Here is a 20,375-nt window from a genome sequence, read left to right on the forward strand (position 1 = left end):
AAATTATAATACAACGATACAAAGGAGGGGTTTAAATGAGTAGAAATAACAGAACACTAATACCACAAGCTAGACATGGTTTAGATAAATTTAAAGTTGAAGTTGCAAGTGAATTAGGTATAAATGATTATGAGTCTATAGATAAGGGTAATTTAACTTCAAGAGAAAATGGTTCCGTAGGGGGAGAAATGGTAAAAAGAATGATTGCTGATTATGAATCAAAACTATAAAAATAATTTAAAAAATTAGAGATTTATGCAGTATATGGAGAATTAGCTTTTCTCATATACTGCATTATATTTTATTATAAAACAAACTAATATTATTATAATGTGAAAAGCGTACATATTTTATTACAACTTTTTTATCCACTTTTACCGTAAGCTTACTAGGTTTATATATCTTTGCTAGTGGAATATTAAATTCAGGAAGGTGATTTTTTATGAATAGCGAAGCTTTGTCAAATATAAGTAAAGTTGTTGAAACTCATAGTTCTGATGAAGCAAATGAACTATTAGGAAAAGGCTGGAGACTTATTAACGTTTATACTGGATCTTTTTCCTACGATGTGTCAGATCAACTTAATATCTACGTATTAGGAAGACCTGATGAATATAGTCCCTTATGATAAAAGAGCCCTTATGGGCTCTATTCCTTTTGAGGTGTATAATAATAATTTGTTACTATTTGTGTAGATATATTTCTATCATCACCATAATAGTTTGAATCTATTTCAACTTCATTTTCCGGATTTAAGCTCTTGGTCTGCTTTCTATCCACTAACTTTTCCATTTTACCTTCCATGCTATCACCTCTCTAAAATTAGGTTCTGCAGCATAGAATTTTTTATACTTTTTAGCTATTAAGTTCTATTCTCATTTCTTGTCCTCGATAATCTAATTTCATTATTTTAGTGGGCAAATTTAGTCTCTCAATATGTTTTGCAAATAATCTAGTTATTTCATAATTATCTCCGAAATGCATTGGAATAAATATCTTAGGATTTACACTTTTTATGAAATATTCTCCTCCTAAGCTATAGCTTTCCTTTAATCTTGGATCTACAGGAAAAAAAGCTATATCACTTTCTATACCTTTTAATTTATCTATTTCCCCCTTAAAGTCCTTTTCTGCTTTTTCATTATAAGCTTTATCTTCATCCCACCAATGCCACCAATTTAAATCACCGGCATGGAATATAGTTATTCCATCAACCTCTATATAAAATGAAACGCCTATATCAGTAGAACCATAGGTTTTTATATGTATACCATCAATAGTCAAGTCAGCATAAGGTTCTACAAAATAAATCTTCTCATCTACATCACATATTTGAATATCACTGCTTAAAATGTAATTTATATCCTGTCTGAAACTTCTCCATTCAAATATAACTGGATTAAAATGATCCTTATGGCTATGAGAGCAAAATACAAAGATTTTTTTATTCTTTTTTAAATCTGCTTCTCCAATAGTACCATTAGATATACTTTTTATATAAGAAGTAGATATATCTATATAGTAATCAAAAATTAATATGTAATTCTTAGTTTCAATAAAATAACCACTATTATACAAATAGTTTATTTTTACATCATAGTTCATCATAAATACACCACCTTGTTTAGTTACATAAATTATTATATCCGAATTTACTTTATTCTCATATTACTTTTTCATTATACTTTATATACCTATACATTTATTCTATAATATAAGATATTAAATAAATTTGAAGGGAGTTAACAATATGAATTTTAAATTTGATCACAATAATATAAATGTTTTTGATCTTGAAAAAAGTGTTTCCTTTTACAAAGAAGCCCTTGGATTTCAAGAAGTAAGAAGATATGTTCCAGAAGACAACAGTTTCATTCTAATTTTCCTAAGTGATGGCTCCACAAATCATAAACTTGAACTAACTTGGTTAAGAGATAGAAATGAACCCTATAATTTGGGCGACAATGAATTCCACTTAGCAGTAAGAGTTGATGACTTTGACGCGGCTTATGAACATCATAAGAAAATGAATTGTATTTGTTATGAAAATAAACCAATGGGTCTTTACTTTATAAATGATCCTGATAAATACTGGATAGAAATACTACCTTCTGCAAAATAAACTTTATATTTAAAACATAAATAATGTCCACGATTGGCTTAAGCTTTTCGTGGACACTCTTAAATTACTCTATATATTTTTCATTCAATAAGTTTTTAACTATTTCATATAAAGCATCAATGTACGCCATATGAGTTCCGGATTTGTACTCTATTTTATTTCCCTTTCCATCATCAAAGGAAATATGAACTGCGAAACTTCCTTGGGATACTATTGGACTTGGAAACTGTCTTGTATAATTATATATTAGTTCAATAAGCTCTCCAATTTTCACTTCAAAACCCAACGCTCTTAGCATGCCTTCTTCATCTTTAATTCCTTTAGCATATTCTTCTTTCATATATTCACTATTAAGACCAGTTACATGGGATAATAAAATAATTCTTTCTTCATAATTAATTTCTTTTAGTTGATCTCCAAATAGATGTTGTTTCATATATATCATCCTTTCATTAATTTCTTATTTATATTCAGATTACATACATTATGAAAAAAAGTCAATATTAACTATGATCATCAAATCCACAACTTTTTTACAGATTCCTGGCAAAGGAAAGTTAGAGATGATGAAAGAAAAAAATTCTTTGAAAATCTATATATTAAAAGGTGAGCTTTTTATTTTGTATATTTCTGTAACTCTTTACAAACTAATTCATATCATATTAATGTATAAATTAGTTTTTGGAGGTTTCTTCATGTATACAGAGGAATACTTAGCTCGTCATAAGAAACATACTTGTCAGGATGAGCACAACTATAATAAATGCAGCAAAATGAACTACAATATCCCTAATAATTGTTGTCCTTATATGCACATGTGCCCCTTAATGCAGCATCAAAATATGTATTATGGATATCAAATGATGCAAGCACCCAAATTTAATACTTCAATAAAAAATAATTTAAACTATCGAGAGGAAGAGTCTGAAAATCTTTTTAGACATCCATTTGACCATATGTCCTATTATTACGATAATGATCATAAAGATTTTGATGATTATGGTGATTATGAACATCATTATGATGACCATGACCATTATGAGGATTATGACAGTAATCATCAGCACTCCTATGATTATTATGAGCATGAACCATATAATTACGAGCATGATTCATATTACAATCAAGCTCCTTTTGTACAATATCCTATTTTCCCTCAACTTCCATATTTTGAAGAGGAGGAAGAGGAAGAAGGAAACGAGCATCACCATAATAATGAATAAACTATACATTTACTAAACCATGTTAGAAAATAAACTAACATGGTTTATTTTTAATTATATATTTTTCCCATTTATTTAAATATGAATTTGTATATTTTCTTTTTTATTTCAAATAATATGGTGTAATATCAATTATAAAGGAGGAAATATCATGAAACATGTATATGCCATTTTAGCTAAATTTATAATCATAGCTATTATTCTTGAAATAACACTAGGCCTTATGACAGATTTAAATTTTAGTGAGGTTCTAATGATTAGTCTATCTGTTACCATTTTGGCCTATCTAATAGGAGATTTGTTCATTTTATCAATTTCTAACAATACAATAGCAACTATAGCTGATATAGGCCTTACCTTTTTAACCATATTAGCATTTAATTATGTATATGGCTACGGCAGGATTTCTTATTTAGATTCAATAGTATCTGCGGTTGTAGTTGGTATAGGAGAATGGTTCTTCCATAAGTATGTTGTACGTCATGTATTCCCAAATCGTGAAGAAATTCATTAATATTTAAATATTAAACAGCTGAATAATTACAGCTGTTTTTTTATGTAAAATTTAATCCCTTTTGAAACTATTGTTGATTAAAGTTTCTAAGCTTTGTTAATAATCATAATGAGGTGATTAAAAGTGAAGAATATAATAAAATTAGACATGCTTATTGGAACAGCCTTAACTACTTTTGGTATTTCTGCAATATGTATTGCAATAACACTATTTAGTATATAAAAACAAAAACCAGCAGAACATTTAATTCTACTGGTTTTTGTTTAGCAGAAGCTGAAGAAACCAAACTCTCAACCAACTTCTTCGAAGCTAGATATAAATTAATTAATCCACTAGCACTAATTTAGGAAAATTGTTTATTCAATACTTTTTCAATGAATATCTTCGTCAGTTTAATATCAAATTGGCTACCTGCATTTCTTTTTAATTCTTCTATTGCAACTTCCTCTGGCAAAGCATTACGATAACTTCTTTCACTGATCATAGCATCATAAGTATCAACTATTGCAATAATCCTTGCTTGAAGTGGAATATTATCACCTTTTAAGCCTTTTGGATATCCCTTTCCATCATATCTTTCGTGGTGAGCTAAAACGTATCCTGCCATTTCTGATAAGTCATTTACTGTACTCAGAATTCTATAGCCTATTTCTGGGTGACGTTTTATTTCTTCCCATTCTTCATCCGTTAATTTTCCCGGCTTATTAAGTATATTTTCTTCCACAGCTACTTTTCCTATATCATGCAATAACCCAACAGTTTTAAGTTCCTTAACCTCATCTTCAGTTAAACCAATAGCCGTTCCCATGCTTTCACATAATTTTGAGACTCTAAGTGAATGCTCTTCTTCTCTTTTATTCTTTTCATGAAGGGTAGAAATTATAGTATTTATAGTTTTTCCTCTCATACTAGGACCTTCAAATAATTTTTTCTTATACATGTAATCTTCAGCTTTTTTTAAGATATCCTGAATATTTTCTTCTTTATTGTCCATTGTTTGATATCCGAAGGAAATAGATATATCAACTGTTCCAACCTTTCCTTCTGATGCTAAAGCTTTAACATTCTTAATAATTTTTTCTGTTTCCATGATACCCGTTTTAGGTAATAAAACTACAAATTCATCACCAGACAGCCTGGCAATAATATGGTCTTTTCTAAACCCCTTTTCCATAACTTGTGCAACCTTTTTTAGGAGCTCATCCCCGGTAGCATGTCCAAAAGAATCATTAACAAGCTTAAGGCCATTAACATCTGCCATAACAATGGTTAAAGGTAAATTCTTTTCCACATCCACTCTAATTAACTGTTCTTCAAAAAACCTTCTATTATATAAACCAGTTAACTGGTCATGATAACTTAAATATTCTAATTCTTCTTTCATTTCTTTTTCAGCTGCAATATTTTTTAATATGGCTAATACTAGTAAACCACCAATTATTATAAGAACTATCAATACAATAATCATACTTTTAAGTATTTTATTTGAGCCTTTGTTAAAATCCGACATGTATGTTCCTGCACAAATTACCCATTTCCAATTAGGATCAACCTCTTGATAGGTAATTTTTTGTGCAATTGTATCCGAATTAGGAACTGTCCACCAATATGTAAGATATCCTCCTCCGCTATTGCCAATCTTTATTTGATTTTGAACTATATAAGATCCATCCTTTTTATCCTGAAAACTCCATACATCTTTACCCTCTAATAATGGGTGTGCAGCTTCATGTCCATCTTGTGTGTATGCTAGTAAATAACCATTTGCTCCTAGATTAATATTTTTATTGATAGGTCTAGTCCCATCTGACCTTTTTTTGCCTAGCATATATTCCCTGACATTTTCCTGCGCCGTATCAAGTGTAATCTTTCCTTCATCCACTAGCCTTTGATTTTCCTTAATTTCTTGTAAGGTCATTTCAACGCTATTCTTTAAAAGAAGTTTTCCACTATCTTCAAGTTGTTGCCTGCTGACTTTAAAACTAATAAGCCCCAATATCAAAATAAGTAATAAGGAAGAGATTAAGATGAGTTCTATTTTAATAGTAAAATTGATTGATTTTACTTCTGTTTTTTTCATGTAAACCCCCAGCTTACTCATTTAATTAATGCTAAATATTAATTACTGATATGATAACACTTTATAAGCTTCAATTGCTTTAATGATTAACTTACCTGTTAAAGTTTAAGACATGGTCCATGCCCAACGGCTACAAACTTTGGTTTCAATCCCACTAAGGCCTTCTGAAGCTTAGCTTTACGCTCTGGATCTGAAACCTGCATAAGACTGATATTATCTATTTCAGTTTGCCAGTCTCCTTCTATTATATCACCATCAGCTTTTCCTAAACGGAACACTAGATCACTGCTGAAAAATATTCTACGCTTGTTTTCTATGAGAAGCAGTCCTTCCCACAGGTGTACTTCTGAAGGATAGCTGATAAATTCAAGTTCAAAATCACCTGAGACAAGTTTTTCACCAGGTTTTTTAACAATTTCATCGTTTGCAATTCCAAACCCACTCAGTTGTCTAGCTGTAACCTCGGAACAGATTGGCTTAGCGTCTGGAAAATGTTTTAACAGCAAAGATAGTCCACCACACTCATCTGATTCAAAATGTGAAATAAATATATATTTCAATGGTTTACCTGAAAGAACAGCTTTTAACTGTGGTATTAATGTTTCCGCCTGCTGAACACTGCCTGTATGAACTAACAGAGGTTCATCACCTAAAAGTAAATATTGATGAAATGAAAGATCAATGGGCGGTATATAACTGCTGAATTGATGTAAATCCTTATAAATAGCTGACATTCTATTTCCTCCCCTTAATATTTTTTAAAATTTATTTCCATAATCATATAAGGCTCAAAAGTTCTAACTACTTGTTAGTTTTAGTTTAGATATGAATAAATGATATTATTCTTCTACTACAGGAATTAAAAATGATGTAACATATAAATTGCTGTCTGAACGAAGCGCATGCATTACCCCTGCAGGAACTATGAATGCCTTTCCAACAGTAAGTTCAACTTCACTGTCTTCAAGCACTCCAAACCCTTCACCTTTAATACAATAGAATATTTCATCATGCTTTGGATGCTTGTGCAGTGCAACCTTCTTTTCTGCAGGAATGTGGTATACATTATTTACGATAGATGATTTAATATTTTCTAAGTTCATTCTTTTACCTCCTAATTGTGGAATTAATATATAAATATACTTGCTATGATATAACATATTTTTTTATTAATATAGTTACCATTGAATAATATATAGACATAGAAATCCTTGAATTTAAAATGTAATTTTAAAAATTTCTAAGTCAATATTAGATTCTTGATCTTTACAACCTTAGTATTTACATTTAAGTTTTTATTTATAATAAAGCAAAGCTTATTAGCTAAGCCCTTATTGGCTTTTCAAGAAATAAATCTATTAGGTGTTCTCTACAATTGCCACTTCATTGTCAAAAACCTTACAATAAAAACTCTATAAAAAGCAAAAGCACTGCAAAATATTCATTTTGCAGTGCTTTTCTGGCAGGGGTACTAGGACTCGAACCTAGGCCAACGGTTTTGGAGACCGCTACTCTGCCAACTGAGCTATACCCCTAAGACAAGATTTATTATATAATAGGGAACTAAAAAAATCAACACTTTTTTTAAATAAATTTTATATATTATTAATTAGTAAAATCCAAAAAGATGTTCTGGTTTCAATAAATCTAACAATATTAATTCCTGATCAGGTATTTTTGCAACAAAGTTTCTTTCCCCATCATTAGGCATATCCCTAGTTACAATCTCCAATTCACCACGATAATAAGACAAATTATCATTAACTATTACTACATCTCCCCTATGAAAATACTTTTCATTATATTTATGGTATGGAATTCGCTTATCTTTATAATCTCCTCGTGTTATACTGCTGCGAACCATAAAGTCTGATGCATCACCTCTCCCAAAGTGAGGATAATTATATATTATATTTTTCTCTTCTTCAGTAGCATTATCTGAAAGGTTCAGCTTAAATGTAATTTTCGTTTTATCTACCTGAGATATTGCTTTTAATTCATCCCCATTAGCATAGGCATTTCCAATTATAATATCATCTATTTTTTTTGTGGCAAGTAAATGTCTTACTTGTAAATCTATAGGCATTCCCCTATGCATTTCGCAGGTAGGGAGTCCATTATATACAGGCCAGGGTCCAAATGTGTTTTCGTTATTACTTGAAACAAATGCAGCAACAGGAAGACCTAACGCCTTATACTTATTAGTAAATTCCATAAATTTATTCCATCCTAGACCTGTATATTTTTGAGGATAAAAATTATGACAAACAACCATATTGTGTATATTTGCACCTCTATCAATCATCAAATCAAGAGCTGTATTACAACTTCCATTAAACTCAATTTGAATGCCGAATTGATTATGAGTTATTGCTATATCCTCCACCTCACCAAAATGTCCATCCAGACGTATAATATCTACCTTCATATCAGCAAATGGTTTTAAATTATATGGTGTAGCTCCTAGTCGTGAAAATACCTCTGGATTAGTATCTACTGCCACTATAAATCCCAGTTCATGTGCCCGCTGCATAAACTTTGTAAATTTTTTAATCATAATCTCTTTTGATTCATTTACCGATAATAAACAAGTAAAAATACGAGTAAAACCATATTTTGCAGCTAATTTCATATAATCATAATCTTTTTCTTCTGTTGAATGTTCTGGATAAACTGATATGCCCATTCTATGCATGACACCATTCCACCTTTCAAAATTATATTCCTTCGTGAACTATTTTTGCTAGCTCTTCAACAAGCTTAGAATCTACAGTATCATATGAAAACTCGTCGATTGCATAAGCATAGCTGACGTGATTTTTAGTAGTAGTATTATCTTTAACCCATGTTTTACAAGAACTATGAATTTGTGTAATGCCTGTATATTCCATAAGCTGTCTAGCATTTTTAGCATTAACCCCACTGCCAGCTAATATTTGAATTTTGTCACCGTATTTTATCTGTAAAGCTTTCAATAATTCTATTCCTTGTTCAGCTTTTGATTCTAGCCCACTAGTAAGAATACGATCAATACCTAAATTGATTAAAGTTTCAACTGCCTCAAAAGGATCATTAACGCAATCAAAAGCTCTATGAAATACTACTTCTTTTTCCTTTCCATATGCTTTAATTGTATCAATTACCTTTTTTGTTTGTTCAATATTAATATTTCCATTATCATCCAAGCATCCAAATGCAATCCCATCAGCCCCATGTTCCATCATATTTTTTACATCTAATAGCAGTATTTCGTAGTATTCTCTCTCGTAGCAAAATCCAGCTCCTCTAGGTCTTGCCATGCAAACAACCTTTAAATCAGTATTCTCTTTCGTCAAAATAAGATTTGCAATACTAGGAGTCAATCCTCCCATATATAAGGCACTATTTAATTCAATTCTATCTGCATTCCCCTTATAGGCCTGCAAGCAGTCATAATAACTTCCACAACATACTTCCAATATTTTATTCATAGCTCTCACCTGCTAACTTTATTAGACTAAGTGCATAGATTTTTGCATTTATCATAATATCTTCAATATCCATCCACTCGTTTGGATTATGTCCTATGCCTTTTTGCCCTGGAAAGCTAGGTCCAAATGGGACAATATTAGGCATTAATTTTGCATATGTGCCTCCTGTAGTAGTTACTGGAGTACCATCTAAACCTGTTACCTCTTCATATGCTTCTTTAAGTTTTCTTACTAAAAAGCAATCTTTTTCAAACCTTACTGGATTATAGTTATGAATCAGTTCTATCGATAAACGTTTTGGCATTTTTGAGTTAACTTGTAATATAATATCCGAAATATTTGTTACAGCAGGATAACTCAAAGTAAAATTAAATATGCATTTATTTTCTTCAAGCTTTAATTCATATCCACGCATCTGCATTTTTCCAAATTCATCATCAGAAAAGTCAATACCTAAGCGCTCCCCATTATCTTTACTCTGAAGAAAATACTTAGTAACAAAATCGAAAAATTCATTTAAATTTGATTTGTTGGCTGATACTTTAAACTTAGCTCTACCTCTCTCACCATATACAACAGGATATTTGCAATCTGGAGTCCAGCCCATAGCTGGCGGATTCTCATTTTTTAAATAGTATTCTATATCTTTCATTCCTGTTTCTTCGTTAGTTCCAAATATAATTCGAATTGGTTTATTAAATGTAACGCTGCACTCCTTACATACATATAGTGCATATAAGCATGCCATAATTGGTCCTTTATTATCTAATATTCCTCTTGAAAATATTCTTCCATTTTTACTGTATCCGCTAAATGGTGGTTCAATCCATCCTTCACCAGGTGGCACTACATCTAAGTGACCTATTACTCCAATATAATCATTTCCTTCTCCAAGCTTAGCATAGCCTGCATATCCATCTATATTTTTTGTTTGAAATCCAAGCTTACCTGCAATCTCTAATGCTTTAATCAAACATTCATTAACCTTTTTACCAAAAGGCATTCCTGGCAACGGCTCTCCTCCAACACTATCTATCTTAACTACTTCTATAATATCTGCAATCATTTGTTCCTTTAGGTCATCTATTTTTTTTAAAACAATATCCTTCATTTTAAATCTCACCTTCTTACTAGCGGTGCAGTTCTTGTTTTCATATAGTTATCCAACCATTCTTCACTAGCTTTTTCATGAATACATTTCCCATTTATATTTTTAGTTATATAAACCACTGGCTCATTGATTTCCGTAGCTACAACAAATGAAAATCCTTCTATATTTGTTGCAACCCCCCATTCCCCTTTGTTATTCATTGCAATTAATGATAAATCTCCCGCTTCTCCTCTTCTTTCCTTAAGCTCTGCGTCCAATGTATTTACAGCAATTTCACAAGCTTCTTGAGGGTGATGTCCCTCTTTCATTAATCGAACAATCTCATATGAAATACATCCTTTCATCAAGTCTTCTCCTAGTCCAGTGGCACTTGCTCCACCTACCTTAGAGTCTACATAGAAACCAGACCCACAAATAGGAGAATCCCCAACTCGTCCCTTTTTCTTCATGAATAGGCCGCTTGTTGAAGTCCCAACAGTGATATTACCATTGCTATCAAGGCATACCATACCTACAGTATCATGTCCACTATACGGCTTAATTTCCTGTTCCTTAATCTCTTTGATACGGTTATAGTAGTGAATCTTAGCTCGCTCTGTTAGCATATTTTTACGTTCAAAACCTTCTTTATGAGCAAATTTTTCTGCTCCTTCAGCTACTAAAACATTATTTACTTTTTCCTTACTTAGCCGTCTTGCAATACTAATTGGGCTAGCAAAATCTTTAATTGCAGCAACAGCTCCGATATCAAAAGTAGAACCATCCATAAACGCAGCATCTAATTCTACTTCCATTTCTTCATTAGGGAGTCCACCATAACCGACAGATTTGTAAAATTCAAAGTTTTCTACTTCTCTAATAGCAATTTCTATTGCATCTCCAGCACATCCTCCATCTTCTAAGACTTTTCTTCCTTTTGTAACTCCTTCAAAGGCCATACGCCAAGTTGCAATCATTCCATACATATTAATTTACTCCTTTATAAATTATATAATAATCTTTTAATAAAACATAACTTACTCTATTTTTATGCTGTACTATTTAAATTTTTAATGCACGATAATGAAAAAACCACTAAAATATTAGTGGTTTTCTACTTTAAAAACAAATCTTATTGGTTAAAGAAGCAACATCCTCTTCATTGACTAAAGCCTTAGCCAATTGACACATATTCTTCAGTGAGTCATTCAATCCTATTCCACCTTTTTTAGGAGTAATTACTATATTTACTTTATCTTTAAAATTAGCAATTGTTTCCTCATTTTCAATAGACATTGCTGCAATAGCCGGAATACTTGTTGTTTTGTTTATATCGTATGCAACCTTAGCTGCCATACATGCATAATCTTTATAATTTAAAGCAGGTCCACACATCACTACATCAGGTTGTAGTTTATTAACCATAGCGCAAAGCTTCCTTGAAACCTCTTCAGGATTAGCTAAATATGTTCCATTTCCACAATAAAGACAAGCTATTATCTTACCATCAATTTCCTTCAAAAACGCCTCCATCATGATTGCTGGTCCTACAGGCTCTCGTTTTGCGCTTAGTGGTACCATTTTATCATCTTTAGTACCTGCCCCGGCTTGAATTTGATCATAAATCATTATGATTTTAATTGACATATGTGATCATCTCCTATAGGTCATCAAATGATAAATTCTCAAAGGAATCATCATCCTCTTCAACTGCTTTAGCTTCTTCATTTATATATTGCTTATCCATAATTTTAATAAAAGGCATATATATGAATACTCCAAGAACTAATAATATAGCTTGCAATAATGCTCCTACCCAATTTGTAGCTAAAAAACCTGAAATAATTATTGGAGTTGTCCAAGGTATATTAACCCCATTACAAATAGGGACTAATTTTAAACTCATAGCAGCATATGAAATAACTATATTCATTGTTGGCACTAGCATAAACGGTATCAGCATAGTAGGGTTTAGTACAATTGGTAAACCAAACACGATTGGCTCATTAATTCCAAAGATACCCGGTACTAAAGCTAATTTTCCTAGTTCCTTTATTCGTTTTGACTTGCAGAATAGTAACATTGCAATTAATAGTGACAAGGTAGATCCACATCCACCAAATGTTGCAAATAAATCTTGGAATTGTTGAGAAATAATATGTCCTTGTCCAACACCTGTTTTAAAGAACTCTAAATTCTCTGCAGTTAATGTTTGAAGTATAGGATTGTATACAGCCCCTACTACAGATCCTCCATTTACTCCAAAGAACCAGAAAAGATGTAAGAAAATATATGCTGTAATCATTGCACCTAAAGTGTCACCTAAATTCATTAGTGGCAGCTGCAAGAATTTAAAGACAATAGTGAAAACATCTGTTTTAAAAAATCCGAAAAATAAATTAATTAGAAAGAATACCGTAATAACTAAACCAGCAGGTATTAACGCTGCGAAGGATTGCACAACTGTCGGTGGAACACCAGCAGGCATTTTAATTATCCAGCCTTTGCGTTCAGCAAAGGAATAAATATGAACCGCTAAAAATGCACTAATAATACCTATAAATATTCCCTTTGCTCCTACCCAGCCAAGTGGAAGACCACCACCTAAAAATACCTGAACTGGATCTGAAATACCCTTAACTTGTACTTTACCAGAAACTCCATAAGGCATAATTAAGAACCAAGCCATAATTGATACTGCAGCACCAAAAATAGGATTTGTTTTCATTTGTTTAGCAAAAGAATATCCTATACCCAGCACAGCAAATATTGCCATTATGGAAAATGTGGCATCAGCTGGCTTTCCAAAATAAGCAGCTAATGTAGAACCGTTAACATTTACTGACTCTAACCAATTTGTCCATGCAGGAATTGGGAAGTTTGCAATTAATAAAAATAATGAACCTACAATTAATAACGGTGTAGATACTAAAAACCCATCACGAATAGCAATTAAATATTTATTCTTACCTATCGATTCAGCTAATGGCATTAATACTTTTTCTAACCACTTAAGCATATTTTCCACCCCTCTCAATTATTAACAATTTAGTATTCACAATGCTATGTCATAAAGTGATTACTAAATTACACAAACATACGAAAAATCATTTTTTTGCTGCTTTTATTAGGTTTATTGCAGCCTTCAAAACCTTTTTAGCATTCATCATACCATAGTCTGTATGGTCGATAACAGCAATTGGTATACCCATAGCTCCAAAATCGTTTACAGTTTTCTCATACAAGTACTTTACTTGTGGTCCAAGTAAAATACAGTCAGGATGAAGTGTTTTAATGATTTCGTCTAACTCATTATGCGGAAAAGCTTTCACTTCAATTGGTAGTGAGTTCTCATTAGCAACATCCTGCATTTTACTCGCTAATATACTTGTAGACATTCCGGCACTACAAAACAAATAGATTTTTTTCATTTTTAACTCTCCTTTCCATAAATAATTAATAAATAGACATTGATAAAAACTGCTTATATGATTAATTGGTTTAAGCAATTATTTCTTATTCTCTAAAGCAACAATCCGTTCATAGGCCTCAATTAATTCATTTGCAATAATCTTGCATGTTTCAACGGACATTAATTGATCTTCTGCATGTAGTAATAATAAGTTTGGACTTACCTTATTATCTTCTGCTTCTTGCTGAATTAATTTAGAATGAACACTATGACCCTCAGTAAAATATGATTCACCTTCATTAATACAAATTTCTGCTTTTTTAAAATCACCTTTCTTAGCTTCTTTAATTGCTTCAATGAAACTATTTTTAGCCATTCCTGCGGCTGATATGATTTGAAAGCATGATAGCTCTAATCCCTCCATAGTTGTCCCTCCTTTCTGTTACTTATAGTATAAGCCTTTAATATCACTATGAACTTCATTCTTCCTTCCTACTATTAGGAAGTACTACTAACACTTAACACTGTGGTATTAGAAATAAAATCATGAATAGCCCTATGATCATTTCTAAATAAAACAAACAATGCTGATAAAATACTTATTGCAATTCCTATATACATAAGTGGGGTAATTAAATTAATATTGCTTACTAGGGACAGAATTTGATGAAAAAGATTGCTTGGAAATATGAGAGCTCCTTCAACTAAAAATATGCCAATTATTTGTCTTAAAAATAAATCCTTAAACCTGACAGTATCACAGCCAGATTTAGCTATCTTAAAATGGCACCATCTTTTACCTAAGGTTTGTCCATTCCATATCACTAAAGGCACAATCATATAGTAAAAAAATGCAAATAATAAACCTAAGCTTCCAGATAAAATTGCATATTGTCTAGGGTACTGAAATAGATTTACGTTCAAATTCTGCGTATCTGTTACCTTCATATATATCATTACCATTGGTAATGACGTAAAAATGCTTCCTAAATACCAATCAACCATATATGCAACAAGGCGCTTCCAGGTTGGCACATCGCAGGAAGCAGCTAGTTTATTTGGATCAAATGATTTTCTTTCTTTTTTCATATCTTCACCTTCTAATAAAATTATTTTAAGACTTGATCTATAAATTCCTTATAGTCATTTACCTCTAACAATCTTGCAAATTGCTCAGTATTAGAAATTACATTACTAAGCCAATCAAAGAAAATCTTTAGTATTTTATAATCGTCTTTATTAATTGCAAATAGGATTACAAGCCTTACATCAAAGCTCCCCCATTTAATTGGTCTATTAAGTATTGCAATACTTAATGCTGATTGTTTTATAAAGGTTTCATTAAGACTATGAGGTGTTGCAAATCCATAATCAAAAGATGTTGCAGACATTTTTTCTCTTTGTAATACACTATTTTCAAAGGATTCATTTACGTATCCCTTTTCATGTAAGTTGTCGCACATTTTTTTTATAAGCTCCTCAGGACTACCTGCATCAACATGTATATAGAAGAACTCTCTCTTAATCAGCTTCAATACTAACAGATTGAAATTATCGTGACATCTAATCTTGTCTAAATTATTTAGTGCTTGGAAAATTTTATTTTCGTCTTCATAATTTACAAATAAAGAGATCTGCTCTGTTAAAATGCGTAAATTATGTTTTAAAGGAAGAGTTGTTAAAATTAGATCAGGCTTTAAAGTAGCAATTGCTGATTTCTCAAAGAAACTCATACATTCGACGATCTCCATACGATCACCAAATCGATTTGTAATTTTCTGTAGACATAAATTAGCTAGACCTTCATCTCGAGGATGAATCATAACCACTTTATACTTATATGAAATATTAGCTCTAGCATAGGCAACTCCTAGGTGTAAAGCTATAAATGCTATTTCATTTTCACTGATATGCATATGAAGCTTTTCCTCTAAGAGTTCACAAACTCTTACCCCCATCTCAAATACTAACGGGTAGTTATGTTTAATTTCTTGTAAGTACAGATTATCAATTTCAATATTCTTCTTACACCTTTCTATTAATGATGTAAGATGCATTTCTAATCCATTCTTAAGTTCATTATCACAACTAAAGTCCACATCAAAGGTTTTATTTATATCATCAAATATCTCTATTAATATACTAGGAATAGAATAATTATTTTGAATTTCTGATAGGTTATTTGTGTATACAGTCCGCTTTTTTCCAAGTAATAATAAAGCAAGTAAAACTACTTCATCCTCAACAACTCTAATTCTTATTTTTGCAGCAACTTTTTCAAAGAATACTTTTGCAATTTTATATTCCAAACTATTTCTTAGTTCATCAGTATTCCGCTCAGTTTTTATATATTTAAATCGAAGAATACGTTCAATTGCGATTCCTATATGCATTATAATCATAGTAAAAGTTAATTCACGAATATGGTAGTTATATTCCTTCAAAGTATCCTCTAAAATATCCTTTACTTGAATCAAATCAAAATCCTTATAAAAAGAAGCAATTTTATTTAAATTTAAAAAGTTACCTTTGATTTCACTTTCCAATAGGTCTCTATAAAGTTTACGTTTTTGTTCTTCTTTTCCTATTAAACTTATATAATTTTTACTTCTAATAAGCTTTAAACTCTCATATGCCTCAATCATCTTCTTTATTTTTTTAATATCATTATCAATTGAATAACCTGATACAAATACTTTATCCTGTAAAAATGTGAGATTAATCTCGTTTCGTTCAAATAACAATTCTTTAATAATATAATTGCATCGTTCTTCTGAAGTCTGAGGAATAGCTTCACAGGTTTCAATATCTAAGCTTTGAAAATTATCTTCATTCATTTTATATCCTAGTCTTATATTGGACTCAATTAACACATCTTCATAAAATTCATTTATATTAGCAATATCACTTCGGATAGTCCGATCTGACACACCTAATACTTTAGCTAATTCTTTACCTATAACCCATCCTCTATTATCATGCATATATAAGATAATTTTTTCTTGCCTCTTATTTAACACCTTATTACCTCTTTCTTTAATCATAATTTCTCTTTTTTATTATATCTCAATATAGTTAATCTTATATTGATTAAATTTCCTAGCACTAGGAAACTAAAATTGGATTTACTCAAACATAGTGTCTATCTTCAATATGTATTTTTTCTTGAACATAAAAAAATAACCCCTTAAAGGAGTTACTTTTTTATTTTAATTATTGAATTTTAAATCCTGCCTCTTTAACCTTTTCCAGTATTCCTTGGAAGTTTTCAGTTCTTATTCTAATTACTATTTCCTTAACCTCTGTAACGCTCTTTGGATCAACTACTACAAAGCTTATAATATCTCCATTATTTTCTGCGATGATTTTTGAAAGCTTTGATACCTGTCCTGGAATATCATAAGCTATAACTGCTAATCTTCTACCTTTGTTTAGTCCAAATAATTCTGTAAACTCATGGAATATTGCATGATGTGTAACAATGCCTTTAAATACATCATTTTCATCAATAACAGCTACAAATGCAATATTTTTTACTTCTAAAAAATGAGCTGCTTTTTCCATTTGATCTAGTGGATGAATTGAAGGTACATCTGTTCTCATTACATCTTTTACTAAAAAGTCAGATAATAAGTACTCTTTATCTAATGATTTTTCAAAGTAGAAGGCATATATTCTATCTTTGGAAATAGAACCATAAAATTTTTCTCCCTCTGCTACCGGAATCGATAAAAAGTTGTTCTCATCTATTATTTCTAACGCCCTCTTAATAGTGTCCTTTGGTGTGATTGTCACTAATTGACTTGTTGGAAGCATTAAATTTTTAACAAACATATAATGTTTTCCTCCTTATACATACATATATCATATTATACATCAAAGCAGAACATAGTTACAAATTATTTGTTTCTTTTCTGCTTATCTTTTAATAATACTTTTACCTGCTTATTCCTCTTTTTTCAACAAGCTGAGATAAACTTTTCAGGTTGGCATCCAATATGTCTAGATACTTTAGATCGTCCCTATATACAATTATATTAACTAGCTGCATATTATATTTATTAATTATATTTTCGTTTGCTTTTATCTTTTCTTCATTATCACATAAAAAAATAATTTTACTCTTATCTTTTAATTCCTTATCTAACTTATCCGCTTGAGACTGTGTATCTTCTTTTGAACTAACTCCATAATTATAAACTTTTACAGCTTTAATTCCTAAATACTTGGTGAAGTAATCCATATCCTCCCCATCTACAACAAAGGTATAATCCCCCAGTTTTCCTGAAACATCCTTTGCCTTTTTTTCATATGGTTCAATGTTTTTTAAGGCATCTGAAAAGTTTTCCTCATAAAAATCTCTGTTTTTTGAATCCTTATCCTGTAGAGCATTTTTGATATTTGAAAGACAAGCTTTGTAATTATCAACATTAAGCCAGTAATATGGATTTTCTTTTATTACAATATCATTAATTTTGGTTTCCTTTTCGTAATTAATAAGTTTTATTCCTCTAGACCCATTTATTATTCCTACTTTGCTCTTTGACAATTTATCCTGAAAATCGGCTATCCATGTTTCAAATCCTGCTCCAGAATATATGAACAAGTCTTTTTTACTTATGTTTCCTATACTATCATCAGTAAACTGGAAATTGTAAATTCCATCACGAGAAGTAAACATAAAGTCCACTAAATGCTTTTCTTTCACTAAATCCTTTACCATATAATATAAATGTTTATCTGTGGTCTCTATATTTAATACAGTTTCCTTTTCCTTTTTTTCATTTGCAGCAGCATTATTTTGTTCAACAGAAATGGGCTTTACTGAACATGCGCTTAATATTATAACTATAAATATCAATGAAAATATATATATAAACTTTGCTTTCAAAGCTTTCACCTCTTAATTTACACCCTATGTATATTCAACTATTATTTTACATAATGTTGTCTTATAATGCAAACATATCTTTATTATGTAAGCAGCTACCTTTAGACCTTCTTCTACATTTAATGCTAAAATAAATAAGTATATTCCACAAATCAAAACTATATGGTAAAATAATGATACAATTTGTATTTACGAGGTACTTATCATGTATATAAGTTTAGAAAAAACTATTAGAGCTATGTCCATAGCCTTAGATTTAGCTGAAATAAGTTCGTCTTTAGATGCCAGTATTCTTAAATCAAATAACGGAGAAACTTATTCAGAACATACATTTTTGCATCATTCAAAAAAAGTTACATATATTTCTCTTGAAATTGGAAAAGTATTGAACTTAACCTCAAGTGAATTAGAAGAATTGTATGTAACTACTTTATTACACGACATTGGAGCTGCCAATAATGTTATTTGCAGCCATTATGCTTCAGAGACAGTTGAAGCTCATTGTGTTTTAGGTGCATCAATAACTAGCCATTTCCCCATATTTAGTAATATCGGTGATACTATACTATATCACCATGAAAATTATAACGGTACAGGACCTATGAAGCTGAAAGGTGATGATATTCCTATACAAAGTCAAATAATTCATCTTGCAGATTTGTTAGAGTTCTCCTACGATGAAAAACTTCCTTCATTTAAGCAAAGGGATAAAATTACAGACATAATTAGTTCTTTAGAAGGTTCTACTTTTTCAAGTACTTTAATTTCCGCTTTTTTAAAGGTATCATCTAAAGATATATTTTGGTTTAACTTAGAAACTATAGCTTCTATGGACTTTATACTAGATAACATTGCTCCTAGTTTGGATATATACATAGATTTAGATCAATTTGAAAACATTGCAGTTATTTTTTCAAGAATAATAGATAGTAAAAGTAAATTTACCGCTTCCCATTCCATTGGCATATCAGAATTGGCCTATAAAGTTTCCTCCTTTATAGGTTATGATGAGGAAAAGTGCAAAAAGATGAGAATCGCTGGTCTTTTACATGATATTGGCAAACTAGCTATACCTTCAAGTATATTAGATAAAAATGATAGTCTTACAAAAGATGAATTTGCTATTATAAAATCACATGTATATTATACAAAAATAATTCTTGATAAAATTGAGGACATACCTTATATAGCTGACTGGGCCTCAAATCATCATGAGAAATTGAACGGAAATGGATATCCCAGGTCCTTGACTGCTGAAGAAATTAGTGAAGAATCAAGAATTATCGGTGTATGTGATATTTATCAAGCTTTAACTGAAGATAGACCATACAGAAAGGGACTTGATAAGGGAAAAGCATTTTCAATACTTGATGGTATGGTTGCTGATAATTTTATATGTGAGAAATCAGTAGAGCTTTTAAAAGAAGCTTTAAATAAGCAATAAAGGTAATCGCTAGATTACCTTTATTGTTTTAAGTTTATTACTTATGTATATAATACAAATAGTTTTAGCATTGCATTTTAAACTTTAATGTTTTAATATAAAATAGATATAAATCAGCTTAAATATAGA

General features: G+C 30.7%; 24 protein-coding genes and 1 tRNA gene. 6 read left to right on the top strand and 19 right to left on the bottom strand.

The genetic code is table 11. The features are described 5' to 3' along the window. Nucleotides 1–35 precede the first annotated feature (35 nt). Complete coding sequence (locus bsdE14_RS03655) at nucleotides 36–230, top strand: alpha/beta-type small acid-soluble spore protein (RefSeq protein ID WP_264848602.1); 195 nt, start codon at nucleotides 36–38, stop codon at nucleotides 228–230. 212 nt (nucleotides 231–442) lie between these two features. After that, the gene (locus bsdE14_RS03660; RefSeq protein WP_264848603.1) at nucleotides 443–628 is read left to right on the top strand and encodes a hypothetical protein; all 186 of its coding nucleotides are present in this window, start codon (nucleotides 443–445) and stop codon (nucleotides 626–628) included. 20 nt (nucleotides 629–648) lie between these two features. Here bsdE14_RS03660 and bsdE14_RS03665 read toward each other — a convergent pair whose 3' ends face one another. Both bsdE14_RS03665 and bsdE14_RS03670 read right to left on the bottom strand, forming a co-directional pair. Beyond that, a complete protein-coding gene (locus bsdE14_RS03665; RefSeq protein ID WP_264848604.1) occupies nucleotides 649–804 on the bottom strand; it encodes a hypothetical protein in 156 nt (51 codons plus the stop codon). A gap of 51 nt (nucleotides 805–855) precedes the next feature. Next, on the bottom strand, nucleotides 856–1,608 hold the full coding sequence (locus tag bsdE14_RS03670) for an MBL fold metallo-hydrolase (protein ID WP_264848605.1): 753 nt from the start codon (nucleotides 1,606–1,608) through the stop codon (nucleotides 856–858). A 142-nt stretch (nucleotides 1,609–1,750) separates the two neighbouring features. On the opposite strand from bsdE14_RS03670, the gene bsdE14_RS03675 reads away from it, so the two are divergent. After that, nucleotides 1,751–2,122 carry a VOC family protein gene (locus bsdE14_RS03675; protein WP_264848607.1) on the top strand — a complete coding sequence of 124 codons (372 nt, stop codon included), beginning with the start codon at nucleotides 1,751–1,753 and terminating at the stop codon, nucleotides 2,120–2,122. Between the two features lie 64 nt (nucleotides 2,123–2,186). Here the strand turns inward: bsdE14_RS03675 and bsdE14_RS03680 are convergent, their stop codons facing one another. Then, nucleotides 2,187–2,558 carry a hypothetical protein gene (locus bsdE14_RS03680; RefSeq protein WP_264848608.1) on the bottom strand — a complete coding sequence of 124 codons (372 nt, stop codon included), beginning with the start codon at nucleotides 2,556–2,558 and terminating at the stop codon, nucleotides 2,187–2,189. Between the two features lie 259 nt (nucleotides 2,559–2,817). On the opposite strand from bsdE14_RS03680, the gene bsdE14_RS03685 reads away from it, so the two are divergent. Beyond that, entirely contained in the window at nucleotides 2,818–3,345 is a 528-nt protein-coding gene (locus tag bsdE14_RS03685) for a hypothetical protein (RefSeq protein WP_264848609.1), read from the top strand. A gap of 151 nt (nucleotides 3,346–3,496) precedes the next feature. Beyond that, nucleotides 3,497–3,859, top strand: a complete 363-nt coding sequence (locus tag bsdE14_RS03690) for a YndM family protein (RefSeq protein WP_264848610.1) — start codon at nucleotides 3,497–3,499, stop codon at nucleotides 3,857–3,859. Nucleotides 3,860–4,202: 343 nt separating this feature from the next. Here bsdE14_RS03690 and bsdE14_RS03695 read toward each other — a convergent pair whose 3' ends face one another. The 16 genes from bsdE14_RS03695 to bsdE14_RS03770 all read right to left on the bottom strand — a co-directional run bounded on the left by bsdE14_RS03695 (nucleotide 4,203) and on the right by bsdE14_RS03770 (nucleotide 18,802). Continuing rightward, nucleotides 4,203–5,960: an HD domain-containing phosphohydrolase gene (locus tag bsdE14_RS03695; RefSeq protein ID WP_435382408.1), complete on the bottom strand. Its 1,758-nt coding sequence runs from the start codon at nucleotides 5,958–5,960 to the stop codon at nucleotides 4,203–4,205. 77 nt (nucleotides 5,961–6,037) lie between these two features. Next, the gene (locus bsdE14_RS03700) at nucleotides 6,038–6,673 is read right to left on the bottom strand and encodes an oxygen-binding di-iron domain-containing protein (protein WP_264848612.1); all 636 of its coding nucleotides are present in this window, start codon (nucleotides 6,671–6,673) and stop codon (nucleotides 6,038–6,040) included. A 105-nt stretch (nucleotides 6,674–6,778) separates the two neighbouring features. After that, the gene (locus bsdE14_RS03705; RefSeq protein WP_264848613.1) at nucleotides 6,779–7,042 is read right to left on the bottom strand and encodes a cupin domain-containing protein; all 264 of its coding nucleotides are present in this window, start codon (nucleotides 7,040–7,042) and stop codon (nucleotides 6,779–6,781) included. A gap of 357 nt (nucleotides 7,043–7,399) precedes the next feature. Further along, a tRNA-Trp gene (locus bsdE14_RS03710) sits at nucleotides 7,400–7,474 on the bottom strand. Between the two features lie 74 nt (nucleotides 7,475–7,548). Then, entirely contained in the window at nucleotides 7,549–8,625 is a 1,077-nt protein-coding gene (locus tag bsdE14_RS03715; protein ID WP_264848614.1) for a DUF871 domain-containing protein, read from the bottom strand. 31 nt (nucleotides 8,626–8,656) lie between these two features. After that, complete coding sequence (locus tag bsdE14_RS03720; RefSeq protein WP_264848615.1) at nucleotides 8,657–9,409, bottom strand: copper homeostasis protein CutC; 753 nt, start codon at nucleotides 9,407–9,409, stop codon at nucleotides 8,657–8,659. Then, on the bottom strand, nucleotides 9,402–10,520 hold the full coding sequence (locus bsdE14_RS03725) for a Sapep family Mn(2+)-dependent dipeptidase (protein ID WP_264848616.1): 1,119 nt from the start codon (nucleotides 10,518–10,520) through the stop codon (nucleotides 9,402–9,404). Before bsdE14_RS03725 ends, bsdE14_RS03720 begins: the two co-directional genes overlap by 8 nt. Before the next feature lie 8 nt (nucleotides 10,521–10,528). Next, on the bottom strand, nucleotides 10,529–11,485 hold the full coding sequence (locus bsdE14_RS03730; RefSeq protein ID WP_264848617.1) for a glycosylasparaginase: 957 nt from the start codon (nucleotides 11,483–11,485) through the stop codon (nucleotides 10,529–10,531). Between the two features lie 133 nt (nucleotides 11,486–11,618). Next, nucleotides 11,619–12,146, bottom strand: a complete 528-nt coding sequence (locus bsdE14_RS03735) for a GrdB-related putative oxidoreductase (RefSeq protein WP_350339554.1) — start codon at nucleotides 12,144–12,146, stop codon at nucleotides 11,619–11,621. Nucleotides 12,147–12,159: 13 nt separating this feature from the next. Further along, the gene (locus tag bsdE14_RS03740) at nucleotides 12,160–13,518 is read right to left on the bottom strand and encodes a PTS sugar transporter subunit IIC (protein ID WP_264848618.1); all 1,359 of its coding nucleotides are present in this window, start codon (nucleotides 13,516–13,518) and stop codon (nucleotides 12,160–12,162) included. 88 nt (nucleotides 13,519–13,606) lie between these two features. After that, nucleotides 13,607–13,930, bottom strand: coding sequence for a PTS sugar transporter subunit IIB (locus tag bsdE14_RS03745; RefSeq protein WP_264848619.1), 324 nt, complete (start codon nucleotides 13,928–13,930; stop codon nucleotides 13,607–13,609). Between the two features lie 78 nt (nucleotides 13,931–14,008). Beyond that, entirely contained in the window at nucleotides 14,009–14,335 is a 327-nt protein-coding gene (locus bsdE14_RS03750; protein WP_264848620.1) for a PTS sugar transporter subunit IIA, read from the bottom strand. Between the two features lie 74 nt (nucleotides 14,336–14,409). Next, entirely contained in the window at nucleotides 14,410–15,000 is a 591-nt protein-coding gene (locus tag bsdE14_RS03755) for an RDD family protein (RefSeq protein ID WP_264848622.1), read from the bottom strand. Between the two features lie 20 nt (nucleotides 15,001–15,020). Continuing rightward, the gene (locus bsdE14_RS03760) at nucleotides 15,021–16,955 is read right to left on the bottom strand and encodes a BglG family transcription antiterminator (protein ID WP_264848623.1); all 1,935 of its coding nucleotides are present in this window, start codon (nucleotides 16,953–16,955) and stop codon (nucleotides 15,021–15,023) included. Nucleotides 16,956–17,124: 169 nt separating this feature from the next. Then, nucleotides 17,125–17,745 carry a CBS domain-containing protein gene (locus bsdE14_RS03765; RefSeq protein WP_264848624.1) on the bottom strand — a complete coding sequence of 207 codons (621 nt, stop codon included), beginning with the start codon at nucleotides 17,743–17,745 and terminating at the stop codon, nucleotides 17,125–17,127. 103 nt (nucleotides 17,746–17,848) lie between these two features. Then, complete coding sequence (locus bsdE14_RS03770; RefSeq protein WP_264848625.1) at nucleotides 17,849–18,802, bottom strand: metal ABC transporter substrate-binding protein; 954 nt, start codon at nucleotides 18,800–18,802, stop codon at nucleotides 17,849–17,851. A gap of 205 nt (nucleotides 18,803–19,007) precedes the next feature. On the opposite strand from bsdE14_RS03770, the gene bsdE14_RS03775 reads away from it, so the two are divergent. Next, the gene (locus bsdE14_RS03775; protein WP_264848626.1) at nucleotides 19,008–20,246 is read left to right on the top strand and encodes an HD-GYP domain-containing protein; all 1,239 of its coding nucleotides are present in this window, start codon (nucleotides 19,008–19,010) and stop codon (nucleotides 20,244–20,246) included. The last annotated feature ends 129 nt before the right edge of the window (nucleotides 20,247–20,375 follow it).

This window comes from Clostridium omnivorum (genome assembly GCF_026012015.1).
Taxonomy (GTDB): Bacteria; Bacillota; Clostridia; order Clostridiales; family Clostridiaceae; genus Clostridium_AX; species Clostridium_AX omnivorum.

Excerpts from the sequence above, each read along its gene's own strand:
- bsdE14_RS03655 (WP_264848602.1), top strand. The coding sequence starts at position 36 with ATGAGTAGAAATAACAGAACACTAATACCACAAGCTAGACATGGTTTA.
- bsdE14_RS03660 (WP_264848603.1), top strand. The coding sequence starts at position 443 with ATGAATAGCGAAGCTTTGTCAAATATAAGTAAAGTTGTTGAAACTCAT.
- bsdE14_RS03665 (WP_264848604.1), bottom strand. The coding sequence starts at position 804 with ATGGAAGGTAAAATGGAAAAGTTAGTGGATAGAAAGCAGACCAAGAGC.
- bsdE14_RS03670 (WP_264848605.1), bottom strand. The coding sequence starts at position 1,608 with ATGATGAACTATGATGTAAAAATAAACTATTTGTATAATAGTGGTTAT.
- bsdE14_RS03675 (WP_264848607.1), top strand. The coding sequence starts at position 1,751 with ATGAATTTTAAATTTGATCACAATAATATAAATGTTTTTGATCTTGAA.
- bsdE14_RS03680 (WP_264848608.1), bottom strand. The coding sequence starts at position 2,558 with ATGAAACAACATCTATTTGGAGATCAACTAAAAGAAATTAATTATGAA.
- bsdE14_RS03685 (WP_264848609.1), top strand. The coding sequence starts at position 2,818 with ATGTATACAGAGGAATACTTAGCTCGTCATAAGAAACATACTTGTCAG.
- bsdE14_RS03690 (WP_264848610.1), top strand. The coding sequence starts at position 3,497 with ATGAAACATGTATATGCCATTTTAGCTAAATTTATAATCATAGCTATT.
- bsdE14_RS03695 (WP_435382408.1), bottom strand. The coding sequence starts at position 5,960 with ATGAGTAAGCTGGGGGTTTACATGAAAAAAACAGAAGTAAAATCAATC.
- bsdE14_RS03700 (WP_264848612.1), bottom strand. The coding sequence starts at position 6,673 with ATGTCAGCTATTTATAAGGATTTACATCAATTCAGCAGTTATATACCG.
- bsdE14_RS03705 (WP_264848613.1), bottom strand. The coding sequence starts at position 7,042 with ATGAACTTAGAAAATATTAAATCATCTATCGTAAATAATGTATACCAC.
- bsdE14_RS03715 (WP_264848614.1), bottom strand. The coding sequence starts at position 8,625 with ATGGGCATATCAGTTTATCCAGAACATTCAACAGAAGAAAAAGATTAT.
- bsdE14_RS03720 (WP_264848615.1), bottom strand. The coding sequence starts at position 9,409 with ATGAATAAAATATTGGAAGTATGTTGTGGAAGTTATTATGACTGCTTG.
- bsdE14_RS03725 (WP_264848616.1), bottom strand. The coding sequence starts at position 10,520 with ATGAAGGATATTGTTTTAAAAAAAATAGATGACCTAAAGGAACAAATG.
- bsdE14_RS03730 (WP_264848617.1), bottom strand. The coding sequence starts at position 11,485 with ATGTATGGAATGATTGCAACTTGGCGTATGGCCTTTGAAGGAGTTACA.
- bsdE14_RS03735 (WP_350339554.1), bottom strand. The coding sequence starts at position 12,146 with ATGTCAATTAAAATCATAATGATTTATGATCAAATTCAAGCCGGGGCA.
- bsdE14_RS03740 (WP_264848618.1), bottom strand. The coding sequence starts at position 13,518 with ATGCTTAAGTGGTTAGAAAAAGTATTAATGCCATTAGCTGAATCGATA.
- bsdE14_RS03745 (WP_264848619.1), bottom strand. The coding sequence starts at position 13,930 with ATGAAAAAAATCTATTTGTTTTGTAGTGCCGGAATGTCTACAAGTATA.
- bsdE14_RS03750 (WP_264848620.1), bottom strand. The coding sequence starts at position 14,335 with ATGGAGGGATTAGAGCTATCATGCTTTCAAATCATATCAGCCGCAGGA.
- bsdE14_RS03755 (WP_264848622.1), bottom strand. The coding sequence starts at position 15,000 with ATGAAAAAAGAAAGAAAATCATTTGATCCAAATAAACTAGCTGCTTCC.
- bsdE14_RS03760 (WP_264848623.1), bottom strand. The coding sequence starts at position 16,955 with ATGATTAAAGAAAGAGGTAATAAGGTGTTAAATAAGAGGCAAGAAAAA.
- bsdE14_RS03765 (WP_264848624.1), bottom strand. The coding sequence starts at position 17,745 with ATGTTTGTTAAAAATTTAATGCTTCCAACAAGTCAATTAGTGACAATC.
- bsdE14_RS03775 (WP_264848626.1), top strand. The coding sequence starts at position 19,008 with ATGTATATAAGTTTAGAAAAAACTATTAGAGCTATGTCCATAGCCTTA.